The 22968-nt window shown below is 69.5% G+C and carries 22 protein-coding genes; 17 read left to right on the plus strand and 5 right to left on the minus strand.

All coding sequences use genetic code 11. The annotated features are described in order from the left end of the window. Nucleotides 1–77 precede the first annotated feature (77 nt). The 5 genes from ACIQF0_RS43985 to proB all read left to right on the plus strand — a co-directional run bounded on the left by ACIQF0_RS43985 (nucleotide 78) and on the right by proB (nucleotide 6589). Nucleotides 78–3080: a translation initiation factor IF-2 N-terminal domain-containing protein gene (locus ACIQF0_RS43985; protein ID WP_401040349.1), complete on the plus strand. Its 3003-nt coding sequence runs from the start codon at nucleotides 78–80 to the stop codon at nucleotides 3078–3080. A 242-nt stretch (nucleotides 3081–3322) separates the two neighbouring features. Continuing rightward, a complete protein-coding gene (gene rplU, locus ACIQF0_RS43990; protein WP_360048921.1) occupies nucleotides 3323–3634 on the plus strand; it encodes a 50S ribosomal protein L21 in 312 nt (103 codons plus the stop codon). Nucleotides 3635–3648: 14 nt separating this feature from the next. After that, nucleotides 3649–3906, plus strand: a complete 258-nt coding sequence (gene rpmA / locus ACIQF0_RS43995) for a 50S ribosomal protein L27 (RefSeq protein ID WP_090071165.1) — start codon at nucleotides 3649–3651, stop codon at nucleotides 3904–3906. A 102-nt stretch (nucleotides 3907–4008) separates the two neighbouring features. Then, a complete protein-coding gene (obgE, locus tag ACIQF0_RS44000) occupies nucleotides 4009–5457 on the plus strand; it encodes a GTPase ObgE (protein ID WP_401040353.1) in 1449 nt (482 codons plus the stop codon). 4 nt (nucleotides 5458–5461) lie between these two features. Next, nucleotides 5462–6589, plus strand: a complete 1128-nt coding sequence (proB, locus tag ACIQF0_RS44005) for a glutamate 5-kinase (protein WP_360048918.1) — start codon at nucleotides 5462–5464, stop codon at nucleotides 6587–6589. On the opposite strand, the gene ACIQF0_RS44010 is transcribed toward proB, so the two are convergent. Together ACIQF0_RS44010 and ACIQF0_RS44015 are read right to left on the minus strand one after the other, a co-directional pair. After that, on the minus strand, nucleotides 6582–7847 hold the full coding sequence (locus ACIQF0_RS44010; protein WP_401040357.1) for an MFS transporter: 1266 nt from the start codon (nucleotides 7845–7847) through the stop codon (nucleotides 6582–6584). The two genes, proB and ACIQF0_RS44010, sit on opposite strands and share 8 nt — an antisense overlap. Before the next feature lie 12 nt (nucleotides 7848–7859). Next, nucleotides 7860–8444, minus strand: a complete 585-nt coding sequence (locus tag ACIQF0_RS44015) for an alpha/beta fold hydrolase (RefSeq protein ID WP_401040359.1) — start codon at nucleotides 8442–8444, stop codon at nucleotides 7860–7862. A 38-nt stretch (nucleotides 8445–8482) separates the two neighbouring features. Between ACIQF0_RS44015 and ACIQF0_RS44020 the strand changes: the two genes are divergently transcribed. Next, the gene (locus tag ACIQF0_RS44020; RefSeq protein ID WP_401040362.1) at nucleotides 8483–8866 is read left to right on the plus strand and encodes a VOC family protein; all 384 of its coding nucleotides are present in this window, start codon (nucleotides 8483–8485) and stop codon (nucleotides 8864–8866) included. Here ACIQF0_RS44020 and ACIQF0_RS44025 read toward each other — a convergent pair. Then, nucleotides 8848–9747 (minus strand): AraC family transcriptional regulator, encoded by a 900-nt coding sequence (locus tag ACIQF0_RS44025; protein ID WP_401040364.1) that lies wholly within the window; start codon nucleotides 9745–9747, stop codon nucleotides 8848–8850. The genes ACIQF0_RS44020 and ACIQF0_RS44025 overlap by 19 nt on opposite strands. An 82-nt stretch (nucleotides 9748–9829) precedes the next feature. Between ACIQF0_RS44025 and ACIQF0_RS44030 the strand changes: the two genes are divergently transcribed. Further along, nucleotides 9830–10240: a DUF1772 domain-containing protein gene (locus ACIQF0_RS44030; RefSeq protein WP_401040366.1), complete on the plus strand. Its 411-nt coding sequence runs from the start codon at nucleotides 9830–9832 to the stop codon at nucleotides 10238–10240. Here the strand turns inward: ACIQF0_RS44030 and ACIQF0_RS44035 are convergent. Further along, the gene (locus tag ACIQF0_RS44035; RefSeq protein ID WP_401040369.1) at nucleotides 10218–11402 is read right to left on the minus strand and encodes a cytochrome P450; all 1185 of its coding nucleotides are present in this window, start codon (nucleotides 11400–11402) and stop codon (nucleotides 10218–10220) included. The two genes, ACIQF0_RS44030 and ACIQF0_RS44035, sit on opposite strands and share 23 nt — an antisense overlap. A gap of 40 nt (nucleotides 11403–11442) precedes the next feature. Here ACIQF0_RS44035 and ACIQF0_RS44040 point away from each other — a divergent pair, with 40 nt between their 5' ends. After that, complete coding sequence (locus ACIQF0_RS44040) at nucleotides 11443–12159, plus strand: alpha/beta fold hydrolase (protein ID WP_401040371.1); 717 nt, start codon at nucleotides 11443–11445, stop codon at nucleotides 12157–12159. Nucleotides 12160–12272: 113 nt separating this feature from the next. Beyond that, complete coding sequence (locus ACIQF0_RS44045) at nucleotides 12273–14492, plus strand: choice-of-anchor P family protein (protein ID WP_401040374.1); 2220 nt, start codon at nucleotides 12273–12275, stop codon at nucleotides 14490–14492. 17 nt (nucleotides 14493–14509) lie between these two features. On the opposite strand, the gene ACIQF0_RS44050 is transcribed toward ACIQF0_RS44045, so the two are convergent. Further along, complete coding sequence (locus ACIQF0_RS44050; protein WP_401040376.1) at nucleotides 14510–16594, minus strand: RecQ family ATP-dependent DNA helicase; 2085 nt, start codon at nucleotides 16592–16594, stop codon at nucleotides 14510–14512. 30 nt (nucleotides 16595–16624) lie between these two features. On the opposite strand from ACIQF0_RS44050, the gene ACIQF0_RS44055 reads away from it, so the two are divergent. The 8 genes from ACIQF0_RS44055 to ACIQF0_RS44090 all read left to right on the plus strand — a co-directional run bounded on the left by ACIQF0_RS44055 (nucleotide 16625) and on the right by ACIQF0_RS44090 (nucleotide 22945). Further along, nucleotides 16625–17923, plus strand: coding sequence for a glutamate-5-semialdehyde dehydrogenase (locus tag ACIQF0_RS44055; protein WP_401040414.1), 1299 nt, complete (start codon nucleotides 16625–16627; stop codon nucleotides 17921–17923). Between the two features lie 16 nt (nucleotides 17924–17939). Beyond that, on the plus strand, nucleotides 17940–19109 hold the full coding sequence (locus ACIQF0_RS44060; protein ID WP_401040378.1) for a cytochrome P450: 1170 nt from the start codon (nucleotides 17940–17942) through the stop codon (nucleotides 19107–19109). 183 nt (nucleotides 19110–19292) lie between these two features. Next, nucleotides 19293–19874: a nicotinate-nucleotide adenylyltransferase gene (nadD, locus tag ACIQF0_RS44065; RefSeq protein ID WP_319981660.1), complete on the plus strand. Its 582-nt coding sequence runs from the start codon at nucleotides 19293–19295 to the stop codon at nucleotides 19872–19874. A gap of 85 nt (nucleotides 19875–19959) precedes the next feature. Continuing rightward, nucleotides 19960–20163: a cold-shock protein gene (locus ACIQF0_RS44070; RefSeq protein ID WP_030468099.1), complete on the plus strand. Its 204-nt coding sequence runs from the start codon at nucleotides 19960–19962 to the stop codon at nucleotides 20161–20163. A 142-nt stretch (nucleotides 20164–20305) separates the two neighbouring features. Continuing rightward, nucleotides 20306–20689 carry a ribosome silencing factor gene (gene rsfS / locus ACIQF0_RS44075; protein ID WP_030468098.1) on the plus strand — a complete coding sequence of 128 codons (384 nt, stop codon included), beginning with the start codon at nucleotides 20306–20308 and terminating at the stop codon, nucleotides 20687–20689. 8 nt (nucleotides 20690–20697) lie between these two features. Further along, nucleotides 20698–21303: a histidine phosphatase family protein gene (locus tag ACIQF0_RS44080; RefSeq protein ID WP_360048899.1), complete on the plus strand. Its 606-nt coding sequence runs from the start codon at nucleotides 20698–20700 to the stop codon at nucleotides 21301–21303. Beyond that, nucleotides 21300–22031 carry a diglucosylglycerate octanoyltransferase gene (octT, locus tag ACIQF0_RS44085; protein ID WP_360048898.1) on the plus strand — a complete coding sequence of 244 codons (732 nt, stop codon included), beginning with the start codon at nucleotides 21300–21302 and terminating at the stop codon, nucleotides 22029–22031. Before ACIQF0_RS44080 ends, octT begins: the two co-directional genes overlap by 4 nt. A gap of 20 nt (nucleotides 22032–22051) precedes the next feature. Continuing rightward, nucleotides 22052–22945 (plus strand): DegV family protein, encoded by an 894-nt coding sequence (locus tag ACIQF0_RS44090; RefSeq protein ID WP_401040383.1) that lies wholly within the window; start codon nucleotides 22052–22054, stop codon nucleotides 22943–22945. The last annotated feature ends 23 nt before the right edge of the window (nucleotides 22946–22968 follow it).

The following is a 22968-nucleotide window of genomic DNA, read 5'->3' on the forward strand; positions in this document are numbered from 1 at the left end:
GCAGCGGTGGAGAGAGACAAGAGAGGCCCCTGCGCGGCCGCGTCCTCACGGGACGCGCCCGGGGGTGGAGGAGCTGCATGTCGAACAAGGACAAGCCTGCCGGTGTCACCGGCGGGCAGGGCGTGGTTGCCGCACGCCCTGAACTGGCGGACCTGCCGGACAAGTTGCGGGTCCACGCTCTGGCGAAACTGCTGGACGTCAGCAGCAAGGACGTGATGACTGCGCTGGCGGACCTCGGTGAGGTCCCCAAGAGCGCGCAGTCGAGCGTCAGCCGCGACGTCGCGCTGAAGGTCGCCGAAACGCTCGTCGACTGGGACGACGTGGTCACCGGTGAGGTCACCGAGGACTACGAGGCACCCGCGATCCCGGCGTTCGAGGCACCGGCGCTCGCGCCGATCTTCGCCGCGCCGAGCGCGGTGTTCCTGCCGCCTCAGCCGATCGAACGGCCGAAGGCACCGCCCTCGCCGTTCGTCGTCGAGGAGGAGCCGGTCGTCGAGGAGAAGTCCGTCGGCGAGATCGCCGCGGACGAGCTCGAGGCAGCCGAAGCCGCCGAGACCGACGCCGACGCGGAGGTCGACGGTGACGACGAGGCGGACAGCCGCCGTCGCCGCCGCCGTGGCCGTCGTGGCCGAGGCCGCGGCAAGGGCACGGACGCCGAGGGCGGCGAGGAGACCGACGAGGCCGCGGCCGAGGACGCCTCCGAGCCCGCCGAGAGCGACGACGCCGCCGAGGCGGAGGACGAGGGCGACGAGAGCTCGACCCGTCGTCGCCGGCGCCGCCGTCGCCGCAAGACCGGCGCGGAGGACGAGGTCACCTCCGAGGACGACCCGCCGAACACGGTCGTGCACGTCCGCGAGACGCGGGACGCGCGCGACGACAAGGCCGACTCCGAGGCCGCGCAGAGCGAGGTGCGCAGCATCCGCGGCTCGACGCGCCTGGAGGCCAAGCGCCAGCGCCGTCGTGACGGTCGCGAGGCCGGCCGTCGCCGTGCCCCGGTGCTGACCGAGGCCGAGTTCCTGGCCCGCCGCGAGGCCGTGGCCCGCACGATGGTCGTCCGCGAGCGCGGCGACCGCACCCAGATCGGCGTGCTGGAAGACGGCGTGCTGGTCGAGCACTTCGTCACGTCGTCGGGCTCGGGCTCGATCGTGGGCAACGTCTACCTCGGCCGCGTGCAGAACGTGCTGCCGAGCATGGAAGCCGCGTTCATCGACATCGGCCGCGGCCGCAACGCCGTGCTCTACGCCGGTGAGGTCGACTGGGACGCCGCCGGTCTCGAGGGCAAGTCCCGCAAGATCGAGCAGGCGCTCTCCAGCGGCGACTCGGTGCTCGTCCAGGTCACCAAGGACCCGGTCGGCCACAAGGGCGCCCGCCTCACCACGCAGATCAGCCTGCCCGGCCGCTTCCTCGTCTACGTGCCGGGCGGCGGTGCCACGGGCATCAGCCGCAAGCTGCCGGACAACGAGCGCAAGCGCCTCAAGGACATCCTCAAGCGCGTCGTCCCCGAGGACGCCGGCGTGATCATCCGCACGGCCTCCGAAGGCATCGCCGAGGAGGAGCTGGGCCGCGACGTCACGCGTCTGCAGGCTCAGTGGAAGGTCATCAAGGAGAAGTCCGACAGCACCTCCACCAAGGCGCCGACGCTGCTCTACGAGGAGCCGGACCTGCTGGTGAAGGTCGTCCGCGACCTGTTCACCGAGGACTTCGCCCAGCTCGTCGTCCAGGGCGACGAGGCGTGGGAGGTCATCGACTCGTACGTCCGCCACGTGGCGCCGGACCTGCAGGACCGCCTGAAGAAGCACGTCGGCAACAACGACGCGTTCGTCGAGTACCGCATCGACGAGCAGCTGATGAAGGCACTGGACCGCAAGGTCTGGCTGCCCTCGGGCGGTTACCTGATCATCGACCGCACCGAGGCGATGACGGTCATCGACGTCAACACCGGCAAGTTCACCGGTTCCGGCGGCAACCTCGAAGAGACCGTCACGCGCAACAACCTGGAGTCGGCGGAGGAGATCGTCCGCCAGCTCCGGCTGCGCGACATCGGCGGCATCATCGTCATCGACTTCATCGACATGGTCCTGGAGTCGAACCGCGACCTGGTGCTGCGCCGCCTGACCGAGTGCCTCGGCCGCGACCGCACGCGTCACCAGGTCGCCGAGGTCACCTCGCTGGGTCTCGTGCAGATGACGCGCAAGCGCGTCGGCACCGGCCTGCTCGAGGCGTTCAGCCAGACGTGTGAGCACTGCCGCGGCCGTGGCGTCGTCGTGTCCACCGAGCCCGTGCACTCGCACGGCGGTGGCAACGGTGGCGGCCAGCAGCAGCCGCAGCAGCAGAGCAGTGGCCGCAAGTCGCGCCGCAACAAGGGTGGCGGCGAGCAGGCGGCCGAGACCACCGAGGTCGTCGAGGCGTCCGTCGAGGCGCCGGAGGCTCCGGTCGAGCCCGAGGTCGTCGAGCCCGGCGAGCCCGAGGACACCTCCGAGGACTTCGTCGCGGCCGACCAGGAGCACGAGGCCCACGGCCGTCGTCGCCGTCGTCGCCGCGGCCGCGACAAGGAGCCGCAGGCCGTGGTCGACGCGGTCGTGGTCGAGGAGCAGGCGCTCAACGGTCACGTGCCGCACGAGGTCGCGGAGGACCCGGCGCCCGTCGAGGTCGAGCCCGTCGTCACCGACGCCGAGCCCGAGGTGATCGAGGAGGCGGCCGAGGAGCTCGTCGAACCGGTCGTCGTCGAAGAGGCGCCGGTCGAGGTCGCGAGGCCGCTCGTGACGGGACGCATCGGTGCCCAGCGGCCCGTGCTGGTGGTCGAGCCCGAGCAGGAGCCCGTGGCGGCCCCGCAGCCGGTCTCCGCACCCGAGCCCGTCGCCGCGGCCCCCGTGGCCGCTGTGGAGCCTCCCGCGGCACGCCCGCGGCGTCGTGCGGCCAAGCGCGCCGCCGGTGCCCCCGCGGCGGAGGCGCCCGCGCCGATCGTCGTCGTCGAGGTGCCCAAGCAGCCCGAGGTCCAGATGCCCGCACCGGTGGTCACCACCACCCGCAGGCGCCGCGCCGTGTCGCGGCCCGCGGGACCGCCGGTCCAGGAGGACTGACGCGAGGAAAGTGAGAACCGGGGTCGCCTGCGGGCGGCCCCGGTTTTCGCTTGTGAGGGACCGCACAGCCTGCGGGAACGTGATCAGGGCACCCCAGTTTGCTCCGGCAGTACCCACTCCCGTAACCTTGTGGACGGCCCGCCATCCGACGGGTCCTGTCGTGTGCCCCCTCTGCTGTTTTCCTTCGCAGACGGGTTGGCGCATGGCCCGTCACCATCGAGTAGCAGGAGACTTCCGTCCTGATGTACGCGATCGTCAAGACCGGCGGCAAGCAGTACAAGGTCGCTGTCGGCGACATCGTCGAGGTCGAGAAGCTCGAGGGCGAGCCGGGCACCGAAATCTCCCTCCAGGCGCTGCTCGTGGTCGACGGCACCAACGTCACCGCAGACGCGGCGGCCCTGGCGGAGTTCTCGGTTACCGGCAAGCTGGTCGAGCACACCAAGGGCCCGAAGATTCGCATCCACAAGTTCAAGAACAAGACCGGTTACCACAAGCGGCAGGGTCACAGGCAGAAGCTGACCCGTGTCGAGGTCACCGGCATCACCGGTAAGTGAGGACCTGACTTCTCATGGCACACAAAAAGGGTGCATCCAGTTCCCGCAACGGCCGTGACTCCAACGCCCAGTACCTGGGTGTGAAGCGGTACGGCGGTCAGGTCGTCAAGGCCGGCGAGATCCTGATCCGCCAGCGCGGCACCAAGTTCCACCCCGGCGTCGGCGTCGGCATCGGCAAGGACGACACGTTGTTCGCCCTGCTGCCCGGTGCGGTGGAGTTCGGTTCGAAGCGCGGTCGCAAGACCGTCAACATCGTTCCGGTCGCGGTCTGAGGACCGTTTCCGCAACGTAGATAGACCTCTGCGAGGGGCGGGACCGGTCATCCGGCTCCGCCCCTCGTTGTTTGTCCAAAGTCTTTGAGAGGAAGTATTTCCGTGGCCCGCTTCGTAGACCGGGTGGTGATCCACGCTGCCGCCGGCAACGGGGGCAACGGGTGTGCTTCAGTGCACCGCGAGAAGTTCAAGCCGCTCGGCGGCCCGGACGGCGGCAACGGAGGCAGTGGCGGCAACGTCATCCTCGTCGTCGACTCGCAGGTGCACACCCTGCTGGACTTCCACTTCCGCCCGCACGCCTCCGCCACCAGCGGCAAGGCCGGTGCCGGCGCGAACCGCGACGGCGCCAACGGCGACGACCTGATCCTGCGCGTCCCGGACGGCACCGTCGTGCTGACCGAGTCGGGCGAGATCGTCGCGGACCTCGTCGGTGAGGGCACGCAGCTCATCGCGGCGGCCGGTGGCCGTGGCGGTCTGGGCAACGCCTCCCTCGCGTCCAGGGCCCGCAAGGCTCCCGGTTTCGCGTTGCTCGGTGAGCCGGGCGAGACGCGGGACCTGGTGCTGGAGCTCAAGTCCGTCGCGGACGTCGGCCTGCTCGGCTTCCCGTCGGCCGGCAAGTCGTCGCTGATCTCGGTGCTGTCCGCGGCCAAGCCGAAGATCGCCGACTACCCGTTCACGACGCTGGTCCCGAACCTCGGCGTGATCACCGCGGGCGAGACCATCTTCACGATGGCGGACGTCCCCGGCCTGATCCCCGGCGCGTCGCAGGGCAAGGGCCTCGGCCTCGACTTCCTGCGCCACATCGAGCGCACCGCCGTTCTCGCGCACGTCGTCGACTGCGCGACGTACGAGCCGGGCCGCGACCCGATCGCGGACATCGACGCGCTGGAGAAGGAACTCTCGGAGTACACGCCCGCGCTGGGCGGCAACTTCGAGGACCGTCCGCGCGTGGTGATCCTCAACAAGGTCGACATCCCGGACGCCCAGGACCTCGCCGACATCGTCCGCCCGGAGATCGAGGCCCGCGGCCTGCCGGTCTTCGAGGTGTCGACGGTGTCCCGCCAGGGCCTGCGGGAGCTGACGTTCAAGCTGGGCGAGGTCGTGCGCGAGTACCGCGCGGCCCAGCCGAAGAAGGAGTCGACCCGAATCGTGCTGCGGCCGACCGCCGTGGACGACCAGGGCTTCACCGTGACCGAGGACCCCTCGGTCGAGGGTGGCTTCATCGTGAAGGGCGAACGCCCCGAGCGCTGGATCCGCCAGACCGACTTCTCCAACGACGAAGCCGTCGGTTACCTCGCGGACCGCCTCAACAGGCTGGGCGTCGAGGACAAGCTCGTGAAGATGGGCGCCGTCCCCGGTTGCCAGGTCACCATCGGCGACCTGATCTTCGACTGGGAACCGACCACCCCGGCCGGCATCGCGATGACGATGACCGGACGTGGCACGGACATCCGTCTCGAGAACAACGACCGCATCGGCGCCCATGAGCGCAAGGCCCTGAAGAAGGCCCGCCGCGCGCCCGGTGACTACGGTGATCTCAGCGAGGAGTAACACAGTGACGGCCCCCGCGGTCTCACAAGCTCGAACCGCGGTCGCCTCGGCGAACCGCATCGTGGTCAAGGTCGGTTCTTCTTCGTTGACCACGGCAGAAGGTGGCCTCGACCCAGCGCGGTTGGACGCGCTGGTCGACGCCCTCGCCGCTCGTGCGGCGGCAGGCAGCCAGGTCGTGCTCGTGTCCTCGGGTGCGATCGCCGCCGGCCTGGCGCCGTTGAAGCTGTCCCGCCGTCCGCGCGACCTCGCCACCCAGCAGGCCGCCGCGAGCGTGGGGCAGCTGACTCTCGCGCACGCCTACGCGAACTCGTTCGGCCGCTACTCGTTGACCGTCGGCCAGGTTCTGCTGACCGCTGACGACGTGGTGCGCCGCGCCCACTACCGCAACGCCCAGCGCACGTTCTCGCGTCTGCTGGCGCTCGGTGCGGTTCCGGTCGTGAACGAGAACGACACCGTTGCCACCGAAGAGATCCGCTTCGGCGACAACGACCGTCTCGCGGCTCTGGTGGCCCACCTCGTCGGTGCCGACGCGTTGTTCCTGCTGTCGGACGTGGACGCGCTCTACTCGGGTGACCCGCGCAAGCCGGGTGCCGTGCGCATCTCCGAGGTCGCGTCGGCGTCCGATGTGGACGGTGTGCAGGCCGGCACCGTTGGCGCGTCCGGCCTCGGCACCGGCGGCATGGCCTCCAAGCTGGCCGCGGCTCGCCTGGCTTCGTCGGCGGGCATTCCGGTGCTGCTGACCGGTTCGGCTGAGGCCGGCCGCGCGTTGACCACCGCCGACGTCGGCACGGCCTTCGCCGCCACGGGTTCGCGTCTCACCGCGCGCCGCTTCTGGCTCGGCTACGCCACCGACGCCAACGGCCGCCTGCACCTCGACGACGGCGCGGTCGCCGCGGTCGTGGGCAGGCGTCGTTCGTTGCTGGCCGCCGGAATCACCGGTGTGGACGGCGACTTCGAGGCAGGCGACGTCGTGGAACTGGTCAGCCTGGCCGGCGAGGTCGTGGCCCGCGGCGTGGTCGGCTACGACGCGGCGGAACTCCCGTCGTTGATCGGCCGCAAGTCCCACGACCTGCCCGAAGAGCAGCGCCGCGAGGTCGTGCACGCGGATGACCTGGTGCCACTGGCTAGGTGAGTTCCACGCCCTTCGTCTCCGGCAACGTGAGGACGACGAGGAACGTGATCACCGCGCTGATCGCGACGTACCAGAAGAAGACGGTGCCGCCCACGGCCTGGATGACCAGCGGGGCGGTACCGCCGAACACGGCGACGGTCAGGTTGTACCAAGCGCCGATGCCGAGCCCGCGCAGTTCGGTCGGGAACAGCTCGCTCATGATCGCGGGCGCGATCGACGTGATCGCCGTGTAGAGCCCGAGCCCCACGGCGAACACGATCACGAGGTTCGTCAGGCCGGGTTTGACCAGGCTCGACAGCGGCACCACCAGCAACGCCATCGCCGCCGACCACACGAGCATCTGCGGTTTGCGGCCGTAGCGGTCCGCCATCCACCCCATCGGGTACTGCAGCGCGATGAACACGACCGTGCCGATCGACAGCGCCAGGAACACGTCGATGTCGTTGGCGCCCTTGGTCTTCACCGCGAACGGCGTCAGTGCGCTGAAGAACGTGTAGAAGCTCAGCGTCGAGAGCAGCGTGATGCCGATGAGCTGCCCGACGGCTTTGGGATGCTCCTTGAGCGTCATCATCAACGGGTTGCGCAGGCTCTCGGCCTTGGCCTTGTTCTCCTCGAACTGCTCCGTCTCCTTGAGCTCCCGGCGCAGCCACAACCCGATCAGGCCCAGCACGCCGCCGATCAGGAACGGCACGCGCCACCCGTAGGAGGCCATCGCGGCCTTGTCGAGGTTGCGCGACAGGAAGAACCCGAGCAGCGACGCGATCAGCACCGCCGCACCGGTCGAGATGTAGAAGAACGACGAGTACCGGCCGCGGTGGGTAGCGGGCGCGATCTCCGCCAGATACGCCGACGCGTTCGACACCTCGCCGCCCAGCGCCATGCCCTGGGCGATGCGGGCGAGCACCAGCAGTGCCGGGGAGAGCCAGCCGACCTGCTCGAACGTCGGCAGCAGCCCGATCGCGACCGATCCGCCGGACATCAGCACGATCGTCAGCAGCATCGCGGTCCGGCGTCCTCTGATGTCCGCGAACCGGCCCAGCAGATAACCGCCGAGTGGCCGGAAGAAGAAGGCGAGGGCGAACGTCGCGAACGTGCTCAGCAGCGCCGCGGCCTCGTTGCCGGACGGGAAGATCTGCGTGGCGAAGTAGATGCTGAAGGCCGTGTAAATGCCCCAGTCGTACCACTCGACCGCGTTGCCGGCTGACGACGCGACAAGCGTGCGCACGGGCAGTCGATGCGTCTGCGATGTAACCGCCATAGACGCACCCAATCACATACGGCGACGAATCGGCGCGTATGTCTCAACCGGTTCATTGGTCAGGAAGTCGACGATCATCGCGTTGCACAGTGCGGGTTTCTCGTGCAGCAGCCCGTGCGACGTGCCGGGAACGACCGCCAACTCGGCGTTCGGCAACGCCCGGTACATGGTCGTGGCGTGCTCCAACGTCACTTCGTCGTCGTCGCCGATCATGATCAGCGTCCGGTTCTGGAGCTTCGTCAGGTCTGTCTCGGTCAGGGCGGGCGAACGGCGGTGCATCGGCGTGAGTTCCGTGGCCGGGTCCCAGCCGTCGTGGTGGTAGACGCCGCACACGACCACAAGCCGTTGCACGAGATCAGGTCTGAGCACGGCTGTGAGGAGCGCGATCGTGGCGCCGTCGCTGCAGCCGAGCAGGTGGGCGGGTCCGGTCCTTTCCAGGAACTCGATGGTCTCGTGAGCCATCTCGGTGTGGTCCTGAGTGGCCTGATCCACGCGATGGGGCGCGTGCAACGCGAAGTCGGCGAGGGCGTCGAGCTGCGGTCCGAACGCCGAAGGGTCGAATCCACCGGGATGCAGGAGTACGAGTGAGTCAGCCATGTGCGGGTAGACCTTCCCGATCGTCGATACTCATCGCCGTGCGATCTATTGGTTTGGTGACGTTGGTGGTCCGCGACTACGACGAGGCGATCCGCTTCTACGTGGAGGGACTCGGGTTCACGCTGGTCGAGGACACTCCGCAGGGCGACAAGCGCTGGGTCGTGGTCTCGGCGGGGGAGGGGGCGTCGCTGCTGCTGGCACAGGCTGACACAGGTCAGCAGCAGGCACGAGTGGGCGATCAGACCGGTGGCCGCGTCGGGTTCTTCCTGAACACCGACGACTTCGACCGCGACCACGCCCGCATGGTCGCTTTCGGCGTGCACTTCCGCGAGGAGCCGCGGGACGAGGTCTACGGTCGCGTGGCCGTGTTCGAGGACCTCTACGGCAACCGCTGGGATCTGCTTCAGCCTGCCCGCGCCTGACCGGGCGACACCCCGACGATCCGTTTGAACGCCCGGCTGAACGCGGCCTCCGACTCGTACCCGAGGCCGCGGGCGATCTCGCTGACCGTGCTGTCGCGGTCTTTCAGCCTGTTCATCGCCACGTGCATGCGCCACCGCGTGACGTAGCGCATGGCCGGTTCGCCGACGAGTTCGGTGAACCGCGCCGCGAACGCCGACCGGGACATGGCCGTCTGGTGCGCGAGGCGTTCTACGGTCCACGGCTGGGCGGGATCGCGGTGGATCAACGCGAGTGCTTGCCCGATCTGCTGGTCCTGCAACGCGCCGAGCCAGCCCGTGCGCGCGGCCGGGTCGTTGGCGAGCCACGAGCGGATCGTCTGGATCACCAGCACGTCCGCGAGCCTGGTGATGACCGCTTCGCCGCCGGGCCGCACGGCCTGGGCCTCGGCGGCCATCAGGTCGATCGTGGCGCGCATGTCGTCGGCGCGTTGCACGTACAGCACGTGCGGCAACACGTTGATGAGGTGCTTTGCAGCTGGGTGGTCGAAGCGGACCGCGCCACACACGAGGTGCGTCATGGCACCGTCGCCGCCGTGTCGCAGGATCGCGTAGTTGTCGGTCTCGAACTCGTGCGGCAACGTCGTGACGATCGGCGACTCGGCGTCGCCGTGGAAGAGCCGGTGGCCCTGACCGCCGGGGACGAGCAGCACGTCGCCGGGTTCGAGCGAGGTGACCTGACCGTCGACCTCGACGTCGCAGCGGCCGCTGGTGAGGACGTGGAACCAGAGGCAGTCCGCCATGTCGGGCATGGTCAGGCCCCACGGCTCGGTGAGCTCGTTGCGGCAGTAGAAGGTGCCGGACATCCTCAACAGGTGCAGTGCCTCGCCCAGCGCGTCCGTCATGGCGTTGATTCTGGACGAACGAGCAAGCCCGCGCGATGAATTGTCATTGAGAGTCCGACGCTCGCAGGTCAGAGTGAGTGCCATGGGGACAATCACGCTGATCGCAGCCGCCGCTACCGGTCTGATGGCCGGAGTGTTCTTCGCCTTCTCCGTCGCCGTCATGCCCGGTCTGGCCGACCTGCCTGCCGAGCAGGCCCGCGAGGCCATGCGCCGGATCAACGTCCGCATCCAGAACCCGGTGTTCCTGCTGGTGTTCCTCGGCACCGCCGTCCTGTGCGGCATTGAGGTCTTCCAGGGGCGGATCGTCGGAGGCCTGCTCTACGTCGTCGGGTCGTTCCTGCTGACGATGTTCGTCAACGTGCCGATGAACAACCGTCTCGAACGGACCGACGACGCCTACTGGCCCGAGTACCTGCGCATGTGGACGATCTGGAACCACGTGCGCGCGTTGGCCTGTCTCGCGTCGATGGTCATCTTGCTACTCGGATTCTGAGGCCGTTCTTGGGGCGCATCGCGGCGAGGCCGGTCGGCGTGAGGCGCTGGGGGAGCAGTTCGGGTTTCGGTCGCTCCAGCAACACTTTCAGCATCACGGTCAGCTCGGTCGTGGCGAGCCCGGCACCGACGCAGCGGTGCGGGCCGCCGCCGAACGGCAGGAACTCGTGCGGCGCCGGCTTGGTCTCCCAGCGGTCCGGGTCGAACTTCAGCGGGTCCGGGAACACCTCGGCCAGCCGGTGCGTGACGTACGGGCTGTAGAGCAGGAACGTGCCCTGCTTGATCTTCTTGCCGGCGAACTCGAACGGCTGCGCGGCGACCCGTGCCGACACGACCGCCGGTGGGTACAGCCTGAGCGTCTCGTTGACGACGTTGGCCAGGTAGTCCTCGTCCTGCTGTGCGCGCTCCCAGACTCCGTTGTGCCGCAACAGGTTGAACATCGCCCACGCCATCGCGCCGCTGGTCGTCTCGTACCCGGCCGCGATCAGCGTGACGATCTGGTCGCGCACCTCCAGGTCGCTCAGCCCGTCGCCCTGCACGAGAGAGGTGAGCACGTCACCGGCCGTCTTGCCCTGACGCGTCTCCTCGATCGCCCTGTACACCCGCGCGTCAACGGCTCGGCGCGCTCTCATCGCGTTGCGCCAGGTCGGGGACTTCATCGTCCTGAGCACCTTGACGACCGCCGGGTTGCGGTCGATCAGGTTGATCAGCACCTGCAGGTGCGCGCCGAAGAAGTCCGAGTCCTGCGCCAGTTCCTCGCCGAACAGCGCGTGGATCGTGCTGCGCCGGATCGCCCTGCGGAACTCCTTGTACGCGTCGACGGTCTCGCCCGGCCGCCACCCGTCGATCGTGGCCTCGGCGTTGGCGCGCATGACCGGCACGTAGCTCGCGATCTGCCGGTGCGCCAACGCGGGCTGCACGAACCGGCGCCGCCGCTTGTGGTCCTCGCCGTCGCTCACGATCAGCGACGTGGGCCCGTCCACCGGCACCAGCGACTGGAACGCCTGTTCCACCTCGAACAGCTCGGAGTTGCCGAACACGAACTGATTCGCCTCCGGCCCGAGCAGGTAGGTGTACGGCCCCACCCGCACGACCGGTCCGAACCGCCGGTGCAGACCGGAGAGGAGGTCGGCCTGCCGGTACCGCACGACGTCCGGAATCATGGCGCTGACAGTGCCACACCGCGTCGGGGGACGGTTCGCAATGGCAGCACGGGTTTCACTGCCCACCGTGGACGTCGGTGGGGTGCGCATCGCCTATCGCCGTGAGGGATCCGGTCCGGCCGTCGTGCTGTTGCACGCGCTGGCCAGCAGTTCCGCGACGTGGTCCTCGCTCACCCGCGACCTGGTGGCGTCCGGTCGCGAGGTGATCGCCCTGGACCTGCGCGGACACGGCCAAAGCTCGTGGACCGGCGACTACCTCCTCGACTCGGTGCAGCGCGACGTCGTGGGGGTGCTCGACGCACTCGGCGTCGCCGCCTTCGACCTCGTCGGCCACTCGCTGGGCGCCCACGTCGCCGCTTTGCTGGCGGGTCGTGAGCCGGACCGCGTCCGCACACTCGTCCTGGAAGACCCGCCCGTGCCGCCCCGATCAGGCCCGTCCCGGTCGCCGAGGCGCGGACTTTCGCTGTTCCTCGCCGTGCAGGGCCTGCTCCGGCGCGAGTTCGACCGCGGCATGGTGTCCCCGGTCCTGACCCAGCTCCGCGCCTCCGATCCCCTGTGGTGGGACTGCCTTTCTGCGATCAAGGCCCGAACCCTGGTGATCGGCGGCGGTCCGCGCAGCACCATTCCGGGGGAGCGGCTCGCCGCGATGGCCGCCGAGATCCCGCACGCCGAGCTGATCACGATCGACGCGGGCCACCGGATCCACAGCACGCGGCCCGAGGAGTTCCGCGACGCCGTGCTGCGTTTCCTGCCCTGACGGCCAAACGGCTCACATCGACTCGCTTTCGGGTGAAGGTCGTGTCATCCCGAACTACTTTTGCGAGACCCTTTCGCCGGGTCGGGGGACCCTCTGCACGGAAGGCATCCTCGATGTCCCGAGCCAGGCTCGCGATGGCGCTCACCATCGGCCTTGTAGGCGCGAGCGTCGTGTTCGCTCCATCGGCACTCGCCGACCACTTCGTCTCGAAGACGTTCCAGCCCACCGGCGGCGAACAGACCTACACGATCCCCGCGGGCGTCAGGAAGCTCCACGTCGTCGCGATCGGCGGACGCGGCGGCAAGGGCGCGGACGGCGGCGACGACTCGGCTCCGAGCGGCAGACCGGGCCACCGGTCCGAGGCGGACCTGGCCGTTCCCGCGGGCGTGACGCAACTGGTCGTCGGCGTGGGCCAGAACGGCGGCGACGGCAACGGCGCGACCGGCGGCGACCCCGGCTACGGCGGCGGTGCGTCCGGCGGCTTCGGCACCCCGTTCGCAGGCGGTGCGGGCGGTGGCGCGAGCGACGTCCGGATCTGTTCAGGACAGTCGTGCGACAAGGTCCTCGTCGCCCCCGGCGGCGGAGGCGGCGGCGGACGCTGCTTCGCGATCGGCTGCCTCTCCGGCAACAACGGAGGCAACGGCGGTGACAACAACGGCGGCGCGCCCGGCATCCCCGGCCCAGGCGGATTCCCCGGCTTCCCAGGCATCCTCGGCCTCGCCGGAGTGGGCGCGCCAGGCAACCCCGCGACCGCGGGCGGTGGCGGCGGCGGAGGAGGCGGCGGTGGCTGGTACGGCGGCGGAGGAGGCGCGTCCGGTGCCCAGGCGCCGACCCCGCTGATCGTCGCCGTGGACGGCGGTTCCGGCGGCAACGGCTCCGCCCGGGCAGGAGCCGGCACGTCGAACTTCTCCACCGGCGAAACGGCAGACGAGCCGTCCGTGACCATCAGCTACCTGGTCGAATCCACCACGATCACCTACACGGGCCCCACGTCCGGGTTCACCGGCGACCCGGTGACCCTCTCCGCCCGCCTCACCACCGCGACCGGCCCGGTGCCGGAGGCCCAGCTGGTGTTCCGCCTCAACGCCGACGAGACCTGCGTCGGCACCACCGACACCGACGGCCGGGCGACCTGCTCGATCACCCCGGCCGAGTCCGCGGGCACCTACCCGCTGGCGGTCGGCTACGGCGGCGACGTGACCCACCAGCCGTCGAGCACCGAGGTCCAGTTCGCGGTCACCCGCAAACCGACCACGCTCACCTACACCGGCGCCCTGACCGGCGACTTCCACGACCCGGCAACGACGTCCGCCCGCCTCACCCTGACCGGCCCCGGCACCCCGGTCGCGTCCCAGCCGGTGGAGTTCAAGCTGAACAACGCCGAAACCTGCACCGGCACCACGAACGCAGACGGCGTCGCCTCCTGCTCCCTGACGCCCGGCGAACCGGCAGGCACCTACCAGCTGACCGCGGCGTTCGCCGGCAGCAAGGGCCTCCTCCCGTCCAACGCCGCCACAGATTTCGCGGTGACCAAAGAAGAAACCAGCCTGACCTACCAGGGCGACACCAAGGTGGCCAACGCCGAACCGGCCCGTCTGTCCGCCAAACTGACCGAGGACGACGCCACCCCGGTCGCCGGACGCGGCATCCAGCTCACCCTGGGCGGCACCCAGTCCTGTGTGGACACCACCGACGCCGCGGGCCTGGCGGAGTGCACGATCGCCTCCCCGGACCAACCGCTCAACGCCGCGGCGACCGTGCCCGTGACAGCGATGTTCACCGGCGACCAGTTCTACGAGCCGAGCAACACCTCTGCCACGCTCGCCCTGCGCCACCTGACAGGCCGAGGCTTCGGCCTCTCCGGCAAGGCGGCGGGCCTCACCGTCGCGCCGACGCCGGACACCGGCGAAGTCCGCACGGCCAAAGCCGCCACCACCGCACCACCTTGCGCCGCAACGGTCTCAGCCCCGGTAGGAGCCTGGGCGTTGTGCACGTCGGTGACCACGACCCTGGCCCCCGGCACCTCGACCACCCGCACGTCCGTGGCGGAACTGGGCATCAGCCTGGTGGCCCTGCGAGACGTGGTGGCAACCTCCCGCAGCGCCTGCGGCACCACGACGGGCAACGTCACCATCGGCGCGCTGACGGTCGCCGGCGTCGCCGTTCCCGTCGCGACAGCACCCAACACCACGATCTCGTTGCCCGGCGGCAAGATCGTGATCAACGAACAGGTTCCGGTCCCCGGCGGCCTCAAGGTCAACGGCGCCCACATCACCCTGCCCGGCGTGGACCTGGTGGTGTCGTCCGCGACCTCGGCCATCCACAACTGCTAGTCCCTCGGCGGAGGGGGTCAGTTCGTCACCGCCAGCGCGAACGGCAGTACCGCGGACACCCCCTCCTTCCTGAGCATCCGAGCCGCCACCGTCATCGTCCACCCGGTGTCGATGTGGTCGTCCACCAGCAGGACCGGACCGTCCACACCGGACAGGTCCGGTACCTCGCCGGCCTGCACCAGCCCGGCCAGCCGTTGCGCGCTGTTGGCCCGGTGCGTCGACTCACCGAGCCACACGGTGCCCAGGAACGGCAGCCGCCCGATCGACGCGATCTTCTGGCCGAAACTGCCGACCAGCTCAGGGCGCCGGCGCGAGCCGACCGTCACCACGCCGACCGGCCGTTCGTCCCAGCCCCACGCCGTCAGCACCTTCACGCAGGCCGCGAACACGTCGTCCGGGATCCCGCGGTCGGCGCCGTCGGCGAGCAGGTCGCGCAGCCGGTTGCCCCAGCCGATGTCGGTCAGGCGGCCGAGCGCCCGGCCCGTCGCCGCCACCTCGGTCGCCGGGATCTTGCCGGACAGCGGGACGCCGATCGCGCCCATGCCCGTCGGCCACATCTTGCGCGGCGCCACGTCCAGGCCGGGGCGCAGCAGCCGTTCGCGAGCGGCCTCCGCCGCCACCTCGGACACCTCGACCGACAACCGCTCGCCGGTGCAGTTGTCACAACGCCCGCAGTCGTGCGAGGTCGGGTCGTCCAGCTGGTCCTGCAGGAACTTCATCCGGCACGCGTCAGTGCGCTGGTACTCGATCATCACCTGCTGCTCGGCCTTGCGCGCCTGCGCGATGCGCGCGTACCGCTCACCGTCGTACTCCCACGGCCGGCCCGTCGACTCCCAGCCACCGCGCACCCGCCGGACCGCGCCGTCGACGTCCAGCACCTTCAGCACCACCTCGAGCCTGCCGCGCGACAGCTCGACCATCGGTTCCAGCGCCGCCGTGGAGAGCGGTTTGCTCGCGCCGTCGAGCGCGGACAGCACCTGCCGCACCACCACCTCGGGCGGGAACGCCAGCGACGTGAAGTACGCCCAGATGTCGCGGTCCTCGTGGCCCGGCAGCAGGACCACCTCGGCCCGCTCGACACCGCGGCCCGCGCGGCCGATCTGCTGGTAGTACGCGATCGGGGAGGACGGGGCGCCGACGTGCACGACGAACCCGAGGTCCGGTTTGTCGAAACCCATGCCGAGGGCCGAGGTGGCGACGAGCGCCTTGACCTTGTTGCCGAGCAGGTCCTCCTCAGCGCGTTCCCGTTCGGCGGGGTCGGTCTTGCCCGAGTACGAGGCCACCGCGAAGCCGCGTGAGGCGAGGAACGCCGCGATGTCGTCCGCCGCCGCGACCGTGAGCGTGTAGATGATCCCGGAACCGGGCATGCGGTCGAGCTGTTCGGCCAGCCACCCGAGGCGCGACTCCGCCGTGGGCAGCAGGGCGACCGACAGACGCAGGCTGTCGCGGTCCAGCGGCCCGCGCAGCACCAGGGTGCCCTCGTCGGCGCCGAGCCCCAGCTGCTCGGTGACGTCGTGGACCACCCTGTCGTTGGCCGTCGCCGTCGTCGCCAGCACCGGCACGCCCGAGGGCAGCTCCGTCAGCAACGTCCGCAGCCTGCGGTAGTCCGGCCGGAAGTCGTGCCCCCAGTCCGAGATGCAGTGCGCCTCGTCGACGACGAGCAGACCGGCCGACGCCGTCAGCGACGGCAGCACCGCGTCGCGGAAATCAGGGTTGTTCAGCCGTTCCGGACTCACCAGGAGCACGTCGACGTCGCCGGCCGCGACCTGCTCCTGCACGGCGTCCCACTCGCCGGGGTTCGCCGAGTTGATCGTCACCGCGTGCACACCGGCCCGTGCCGCCGCGTCGATCTGGTTGCGCATCAACGCCAGCAACGGAGACACGATGATCGTGGGGCCCTCACCGAGCTCACGCAGCAACGCCGTGGCGATGAAGTACACGGCAGACTTGCCCCAGCCCGTGCGCTGGACGACGAGAGCCCGGCGGCGCTGGGCCACCAGGGTGTGGATCGCGGTCCACTGGTCCTCGCGCAGCACCGCCTCCGGGCCCGCCAGTGCCCGGAGCCGTTCCTCCGCCAGTTCTCGCAACGCGATGTCGTCCATGAGGGCCAAGCTTGCCAGGCCACTCTGACAATTGTGATTGTCGCAGGTCGTAAGCTGTATGACGTGACTGATGACCTGCGCGATCAGGTGCACGCGGCAGCTCGCCGCGCCCGTGTCGCCGCCGACGAACTCGTCCTCGCCACCCGCGAGCGCAAGGACACCGCGCTCTACGAGATGGCCGCCGCGCTCCGCAAGCGCGCGCCAGAGATCATCGAGGCCAACCAGAAGGACCTCGAAGCAGGCGAAGCAGCAGGTCTCCCGGACAACATCCTGGACCGCCTCACCCTGAGCGACGATCGCGTCGACAGCATCGCGACCGGCCTGGAAACCGTTGCGCGCCTTGGTGATCCGGTCGGCCAGGTGATCACCGGCGGCATCCTCCCGAACGGGCTGGAGCTCAAGCAGGTCCGCGTCCCGATGGGCGTCGTCGGCATGGTCTATGAGGGCCGCCCGAACGTCACGGTCGACGCCGCCGGCCTCGCGCTGAAGTCCGGCAACGCCGCACTGCTGCGCGGTTCCTCGACCGCCGAGAACTCCAACACCACGCTCGTCGCCGTCCTGCGCGACGCACTCGAAAGCGTGAATCTGCCGGCCGACTGCGTGCAGCTCCTGCCGTGCCACGACCGCGCGTCCGTCACGCACCTCATCACCGCTCGCGGCCTGGTGGACCTGGTGATTCCGCGCGGTGGCTCAGGTCTGATCAACGCCGTCGTCGAACAGGCGACGGTTCCCACGATCGAGACCGGCGTCGGCAACTGCCACGTCTACGTGGACGCGAACGCCGACCTCGACATGGCCGAGGCGATCGTCCTCAACGCCAAGACGCGGCGCACGAGCGTGTGCAACGCGGCGGAGTCCCTGCTCGTGCACAAGGACGTCGCGCACGAGTTCGTCCCGCGCATCACCAAGGCGTTGCAGCAGGAGAGCGTGACCATCCACGGCGACGATCAGTTCGCACAGCAGGACGGCGTTCTAGAGGCCAACGACGCCGACTGGGGCACCGAGTACCTGAGCCTCGACATCGCGGCGAAGGTCGTCAACTCGCTGGACGAAGCGGTGAAGCACATCGCGACGTACGGCTCCGGCCACAGCGAGGCCATCGTCACGAACGACGTGGCGGCGGCACGCAGGTTCACGGCCCGTGTGGACGCGGCGGCGGTGTTCGTCAACGCCTCCACGGCCTTCACGGACGGCGCGGAGTTCGGCATGGGTGCGGAGATCGGCATCTCCACGCAGAAGCTGCACGCCCGCGGCCCGATGGGCCTGACCGAGCTGACGTCCTCTAAATGGGTCGTGTGGGGCGAAGGACACACACGCCCGAAGGCGTAGCTCTACGTTCGGAGACATGGCTCCCACCTACCCGTTCTCCGAAACTGACGGCCTGACCCTCGATCCGACCTACGAACGTCTACGGCGTGATGAGCCCGTCACGCGCGTGACGTACCCGTACGGCGGCGAGGGTTGGCTCGTCACGTCCTACGAAGAGACGAAGTTCGTCCTGGGCGACCCTCGGTTCAGCCGCGCGCGGACGGTCGACCAGGACGTGCCGCGGATGCAGCCCCTCATCGCGCCAGGCGGATCGATCCTCACGCACGACGGCGCGGACCACGCGCGCATGCGCCGGTTGGTGTCCAAGGCGTTCACGGTGCGCCGGATCGAGGAGTTGCGGCCGCGCGCCCAGCAGATCACCGACGAGCTGCTCGACCGCCTGGACAACCCCGGTGACCTGGTCGAGGGCTTCACCATGCCGTTCCCGATCACGATCATCTGCGAACTGCTCGGCGTGCCGTTCGAGGACCGCGCCGACTTCCGCAAGTGGTCAAACCAGGCGCTGACCACGGTCGGTAGTTACACGCCTGAAGAGGCGATGGACGGCGTGATGAAGCTGCACGCCTACTTCACCGACCTCGTCGCGAAACGCCGTGCGCACCCCACGGACGACTTGATGGGCGCGCTCGTCGCCGCCCGCGACAACGACGACAGGCTCAGCGAGGACGAACTCGTCCGGTTCGGCATCACGTTGCTGGTCGCGGGGCACGAGACGACGGCGAACATGCTCGCGAACAGCGTAGTGACGCTGTTCGACCACCCGGACGCCATGAAGCGCCTCCAAGACGACCCCGCGATGCTGCCGAACGCGATCGAGGAACTGCTGCGGTTCATCCCGCTGGGCAGCGGCGCCGGCTTCCCCCGCATCGCGACCGAGGACGTCCAGGTCGGCAACGCGCTGGTGAAGGAGGGCGACGCCCTGCTGGTGGTCGTGTCGTCGGCGAACCACGACGAGGCGATGTACGCCAACAGCGCCGAGCTGGACCTGGAACGCGAGGTCGGCCAGCACATGCAGTTCGGCCACGGCATCCACTTCTGCCTCGGTTCGCAGCTCGCCAGGATGGAACTGCAGGTCGCCCTGGGCACGTTGCTGCGCCGGATGCCCGGTCTGCGGCTCGCGGAACCCGTCGAGTTCCGCAAGGGATCGCTGGTCAGAGGCCCGCTGAGGCTCGTCGTGGCCTGGTGAGAAAAAATCTTGGGCCGATCCGCGTAATGGGGGACCGGTCCGCGCGTTCCTCCAGTGCGCGCGGCTTTGCTTCGGGGTGAGCCGCGACCCGAACGGCCCGTCCTCCCCCTGGGCCGTGCGGTGTGATCAGCACGACCGGCGTCAGGCCATGGGAGCGGCCCGACGCCGGTCTACGCTGTTTCGATGCGCATCGGCGTCATGGGCGGCACGTTCGATCCCGTCCACCACGGCCACCTCGTGGCCGCCAGCGAAGTGCAGGCCAGGTTCGACCTGGACCGCGTGATCTTCGTGCCGACCGGACAGCCCTGGCAGAAGTCGTCGCGGGAGGTCTCCGCCGCCGAGGACCGCTACCTGATGACGGTCATCGCCACGGCCTCCAACCCCCGCTTCTCGGTCAGCAGGGTCGACATCGACCGCGAGGGCCCCACGTACACCGTGGACACGCTCTCAGACCTCAAGAAGCAGTACCCGGACGCCGACCTGTTCTTCATCACGGGCGCGGACGCGCTGGAGCAGATCCTGTCGTGGAAACGCGCGGCGGACGCGTTCGAACTGGCCCACTTCATCGGCGTCACCCGTCCGGGCTACACGTTGAACGACCGGCACCTGCCGCCGGGGTCCGTGTCGCTCGTCGAGGTCCCGGCCATGGCGATCTCTTCGACCGGTTGCCGCGCGCGTACCGCATCGGGTCAGCCCGTTTGGTACCTGGTCCCCGACGGTGTCGTCCAATACATCGCGAAAACAGGCCTGTACTCCGAGTCGTAACCACGTTCGAGTGGATTTTGCGTGCATCCGAGCGCTCGGGGAGCAACAATCAGCGGGTTGTTGCTGGTTCGTGGAAGGCAAGACTTTGGCTACAGGCACCGTGAAGTGGTTCAACGCCGAAAAGGGCTTCGGCTTCATCGCGCCCGACGACGGCTCGGCTGACGTCTTCGTGCACTACTCGGAGATCCAGTCCAAGGGTTTCCGTTCGCTCGAAGAGAACCAGAAGGTCGAGTTCGAGGTCGGACAGGGCCAGAAGGGGCCGCAGGCCCAGCAGGTCCGCCCGCTCTAAGGCTTCGGCACCGGCGAAGGCCACCTCAGGGCGCTGAGGTGGCCTTCGTCATGCGTGGGTGTGAAGTACCCGTTGGCGTGCGCCGGTACCCTCAGTAACTCGTGTGGGCGTATCGACGCTCGCCGGAAGTCAGAGGAGTGACGTGGCAGCCACCGACGAGGCACGACGGCTGGCGCTGGTCGCGGCGAACGCAGCGGCCGACAAGAAGGCGCACGACGTGACGGTGCTCGACGTCTCCGACCAGCTCGTGATCACCGACGTGTTCGTGATCGCGTCCGCTCCCAACGAGCGGCAGGTCGGCGCGATCGTCGACAACATCGAGGAGAAGCTGCGGGAGGCCGGCACGAAGCCGGTGCGCCGCGAAGGGGCCCGCGAGGGCCGGTGGGTGCTGCTGGACTTCGTCGACGTCGTGGTGCACGTGCAGCACGTCGAGGAGCGCAGCTTCTACGGCCTGGAGCGGCTGTGGAAGGACTGCCCGCGCATCGAGTTCGAAGCGGACGTTCCCGCGGACTCCACGGCTGAATGAGGTAGCTGATGGCCCTGACCAGGCTCGTGCTGTGGCGGCACGGTGAGACCGACTACAACGCGACAGGTCGTCTGCAGGGTCATCTGGACTCGGCGCTCACCGAGACCGGCTTGAACCAGGCCAGGTTCGCCGTGCCGGTGCTCGCCGGGTTCGAACCGGAGATCGTCGTGGCCTCCGACCTGCAACGGGCGCGCAACACCGCTGGCGTCTTCACCTCGTCGACGGACGTTCCGCTGCGGATCGACGAACGGCTGCGCGAGACCCACCTGGGCAAGTGGCAGGGCCTGAACGTGGCCGAGGTGGAGCAGGAGTGGCCGGGTGCGGTCACGGTGTGGCGCACCGATCCGACCTTCGCGCCGCCGGACGGTGAGTCGCGCGTCGAGGTGGCCGAACGGGCCATCCAGGTGGTCAACGAGGTGGACGCGGAGTTCTCCGAGACCGTGCTGCTGTGCGCGCACGGTGGTCTGATCAGCGCGTTGACCGGCCGCTTGCTGGAACTGCCGGTGGCGAACTGGTCGCAGCTCGGCGGCATCTCGAACTGCCACTGGACCGTGTTCACCCGCCGCAACGACCGGTGGCGGCTGTCGTCGTACAACGCGGGCACCACGCGTTGAGACTGCTCGTCCTCGGGGACTCGCTGTCGTTCTTCGGGCCTTCCGGGCCGTTGCCCGCTGATCATCCACGCCTGTGGCACAACATCTGTGCCGAGGCGCTGGGTGGATCGGCGGAGCTCGCGGCCGGGTTCGGGTGGACGGCGCGGGACGCCTGGTGGGCGTTGACCGGGGATCCGCGGATCTGGTCGTTGCTGCCTCGCACGGACGTGCTGGTGTTCGCGGTGGGCAGCATGGACACGCTGCCCTCGCCGTTGCCCACGTATCTGCGCGAGGGGCTGCGTTATGTGCGGCCGGACTGGCTGCGGCGGTGGGTGCGTGCGGGTTATCAGGCCGTGCAGCCGCGGTTGGCGCCGTACACGCGCGCGTCGCTGCCTCCTGCGCTGACCGCGCGCTATCTGCGGGACATGCATCAGTCGGTCCGCAATCTTCAGTACACGATGCCGGCGGTCGGGATCGTGCCGTCGGTGCACCGCGCGGCTACGTACGCGTACGCCCATCAGGGGCACGCGGCTGCGGTTGCCGCCGTGCGGGGGTGGGCCGCGGATGCGGATGTGCCGTTGCTGAACCTGCCCGCCGTGATCGGGGAGCACGTGCGGTCCGGTGCCGGAAATCCGGACGGGATGCACTGGGGCTGGGAAGGGCACGAGCTGGTGGGCAAGGCGATGGCGGAGTTGATCTCTTCCTTGGACACCATCTCGCCCGTGGCGTTGAGTCCCTCGGAGGAGTGAGCCCCGTAGGCTCGTCGCTCGTGCGCATCTCCATCGTCACCGACTCGACGGCATACCTGCCTGAGGGGTTCGCGAAGCGCCATGCGATCACTGTCGTGCCGTTGCACGTGGCGGTGGACGGTGCCGGACGCCTCGACGGCGTCGACTTCGGTCCCTTCGAACTGGCCGCTGCCCTCGCCGAGCACCGCCGGGTGACCACGTCCCGTCCCACGCCTGGCGAGATGGCCGCCGTCTACCGCGAGGCCTTGTCGTCCTCTGATGCGGTCGTGTCCGTGCATCTCTCCCGTGAGCTGTCCGGGACGTGGGAGGCCGCACGGCTGGCGGCCGAGGAGGTCGGTCCCTCGCGGATTCGCGTCGTCGACTCCCGGTCGACGGGCATGGGGCTCGGGTTCTCGGTGTTGCGCGCGTGCGCGGCCGTGGCCGCTGGAGGCTCGCACGCCGAGGTGGAGGAGGCCGCTTCCTCGGCCGCTTCCCAGACCCGGATGTTCTTCTGCCTCGAGACGCTGGAACACCTGCGCCGAGGCGGCCGGATCGGCACGGCGGCGGCGCTGGTGGGGACCGCACTGGCGGTGAAACCGTTGCTGCACATGGACGACGGCCGGATCGTGCCGCTGGAGAAGGTGCGCACGATGAGCCGCGCCGTGGGCCGCCTGGTCGACCTGGCGGCAGCCGCGGCGGGTGACGGGCCGGTCGGACTGGCCGTGCACCACCTGGCCGCTCCCGAACGCGCCGCGGAACTCGCGACCCGACTGGACGAACGGCTGCCCGGCTCGACGGGATGCGTGATCTCGGAGGTGGGCGCGGTGATCGGCGCGCACACGGGCCCAGGCGTGCTGGGCGTCGTGGTGCTGCCGGGAGGACCGGACAGTCTTCCACAGACCCCCGACAATTCCCCGTCTTCCCGGCCCGAGTGATCGCGACCTGTCCACAACCCGCG

Source organism: Lentzea sp. NPDC092896, assembly GCF_044754905.1.
Classification (GTDB): Bacteria; Actinomycetota; Actinomycetes; order Mycobacteriales; family Pseudonocardiaceae; genus Lentzea.

Bases quoted from the DNA above. Each gene is read 5' to 3' on its own strand.
- ACIQF0_RS43985 (WP_401040349.1), top strand. From the start codon at position 78: ATGTCGAACAAGGACAAGCCTGCCGGTGTCACCGGCGGGCAGGGCGTG.
- rplU (WP_360048921.1), top strand. From the start codon at position 3,323: ATGTACGCGATCGTCAAGACCGGCGGCAAGCAGTACAAGGTCGCTGTC.
- rpmA (WP_090071165.1), top strand. From the start codon at position 3,649: ATGGCACACAAAAAGGGTGCATCCAGTTCCCGCAACGGCCGTGACTCC.
- ACIQF0_RS44010 (WP_401040357.1), bottom strand. From the start codon at position 7,847: ATGGCGGTTACATCGCAGACGCATCGACTGCCCGTGCGCACGCTTGTC.
- ACIQF0_RS44015 (WP_401040359.1), bottom strand. From the start codon at position 8,444: ATGGCTGACTCACTCGTACTCCTGCATCCCGGTGGATTCGACCCTTCG.
- ACIQF0_RS44025 (WP_401040364.1), bottom strand. From the start codon at position 9,747: ATGACGGACGCGCTGGGCGAGGCACTGCACCTGTTGAGGATGTCCGGC.
- ACIQF0_RS44030 (WP_401040366.1), top strand. From the start codon at position 9,830: ATGGGGACAATCACGCTGATCGCAGCCGCCGCTACCGGTCTGATGGCC.
- ACIQF0_RS44035 (WP_401040369.1), bottom strand. From the start codon at position 11,402: ATGATTCCGGACGTCGTGCGGTACCGGCAGGCCGACCTCCTCTCCGGT.
- ACIQF0_RS44040 (WP_401040371.1), top strand. From the start codon at position 11,443: ATGGCAGCACGGGTTTCACTGCCCACCGTGGACGTCGGTGGGGTGCGC.
- ACIQF0_RS44045 (WP_401040374.1), top strand. From the start codon at position 12,273: ATGTCCCGAGCCAGGCTCGCGATGGCGCTCACCATCGGCCTTGTAGGC.
- ACIQF0_RS44050 (WP_401040376.1), bottom strand. From the start codon at position 16,594: ATGGACGACATCGCGTTGCGAGAACTGGCGGAGGAACGGCTCCGGGCA.
- ACIQF0_RS44060 (WP_401040378.1), top strand. From the start codon at position 17,940: ATGGCTCCCACCTACCCGTTCTCCGAAACTGACGGCCTGACCCTCGAT.
- nadD (WP_319981660.1), top strand. From the start codon at position 19,293: ATGCGCATCGGCGTCATGGGCGGCACGTTCGATCCCGTCCACCACGGC.
- ACIQF0_RS44080 (WP_360048899.1), top strand. From the start codon at position 20,698: ATGGCCCTGACCAGGCTCGTGCTGTGGCGGCACGGTGAGACCGACTAC.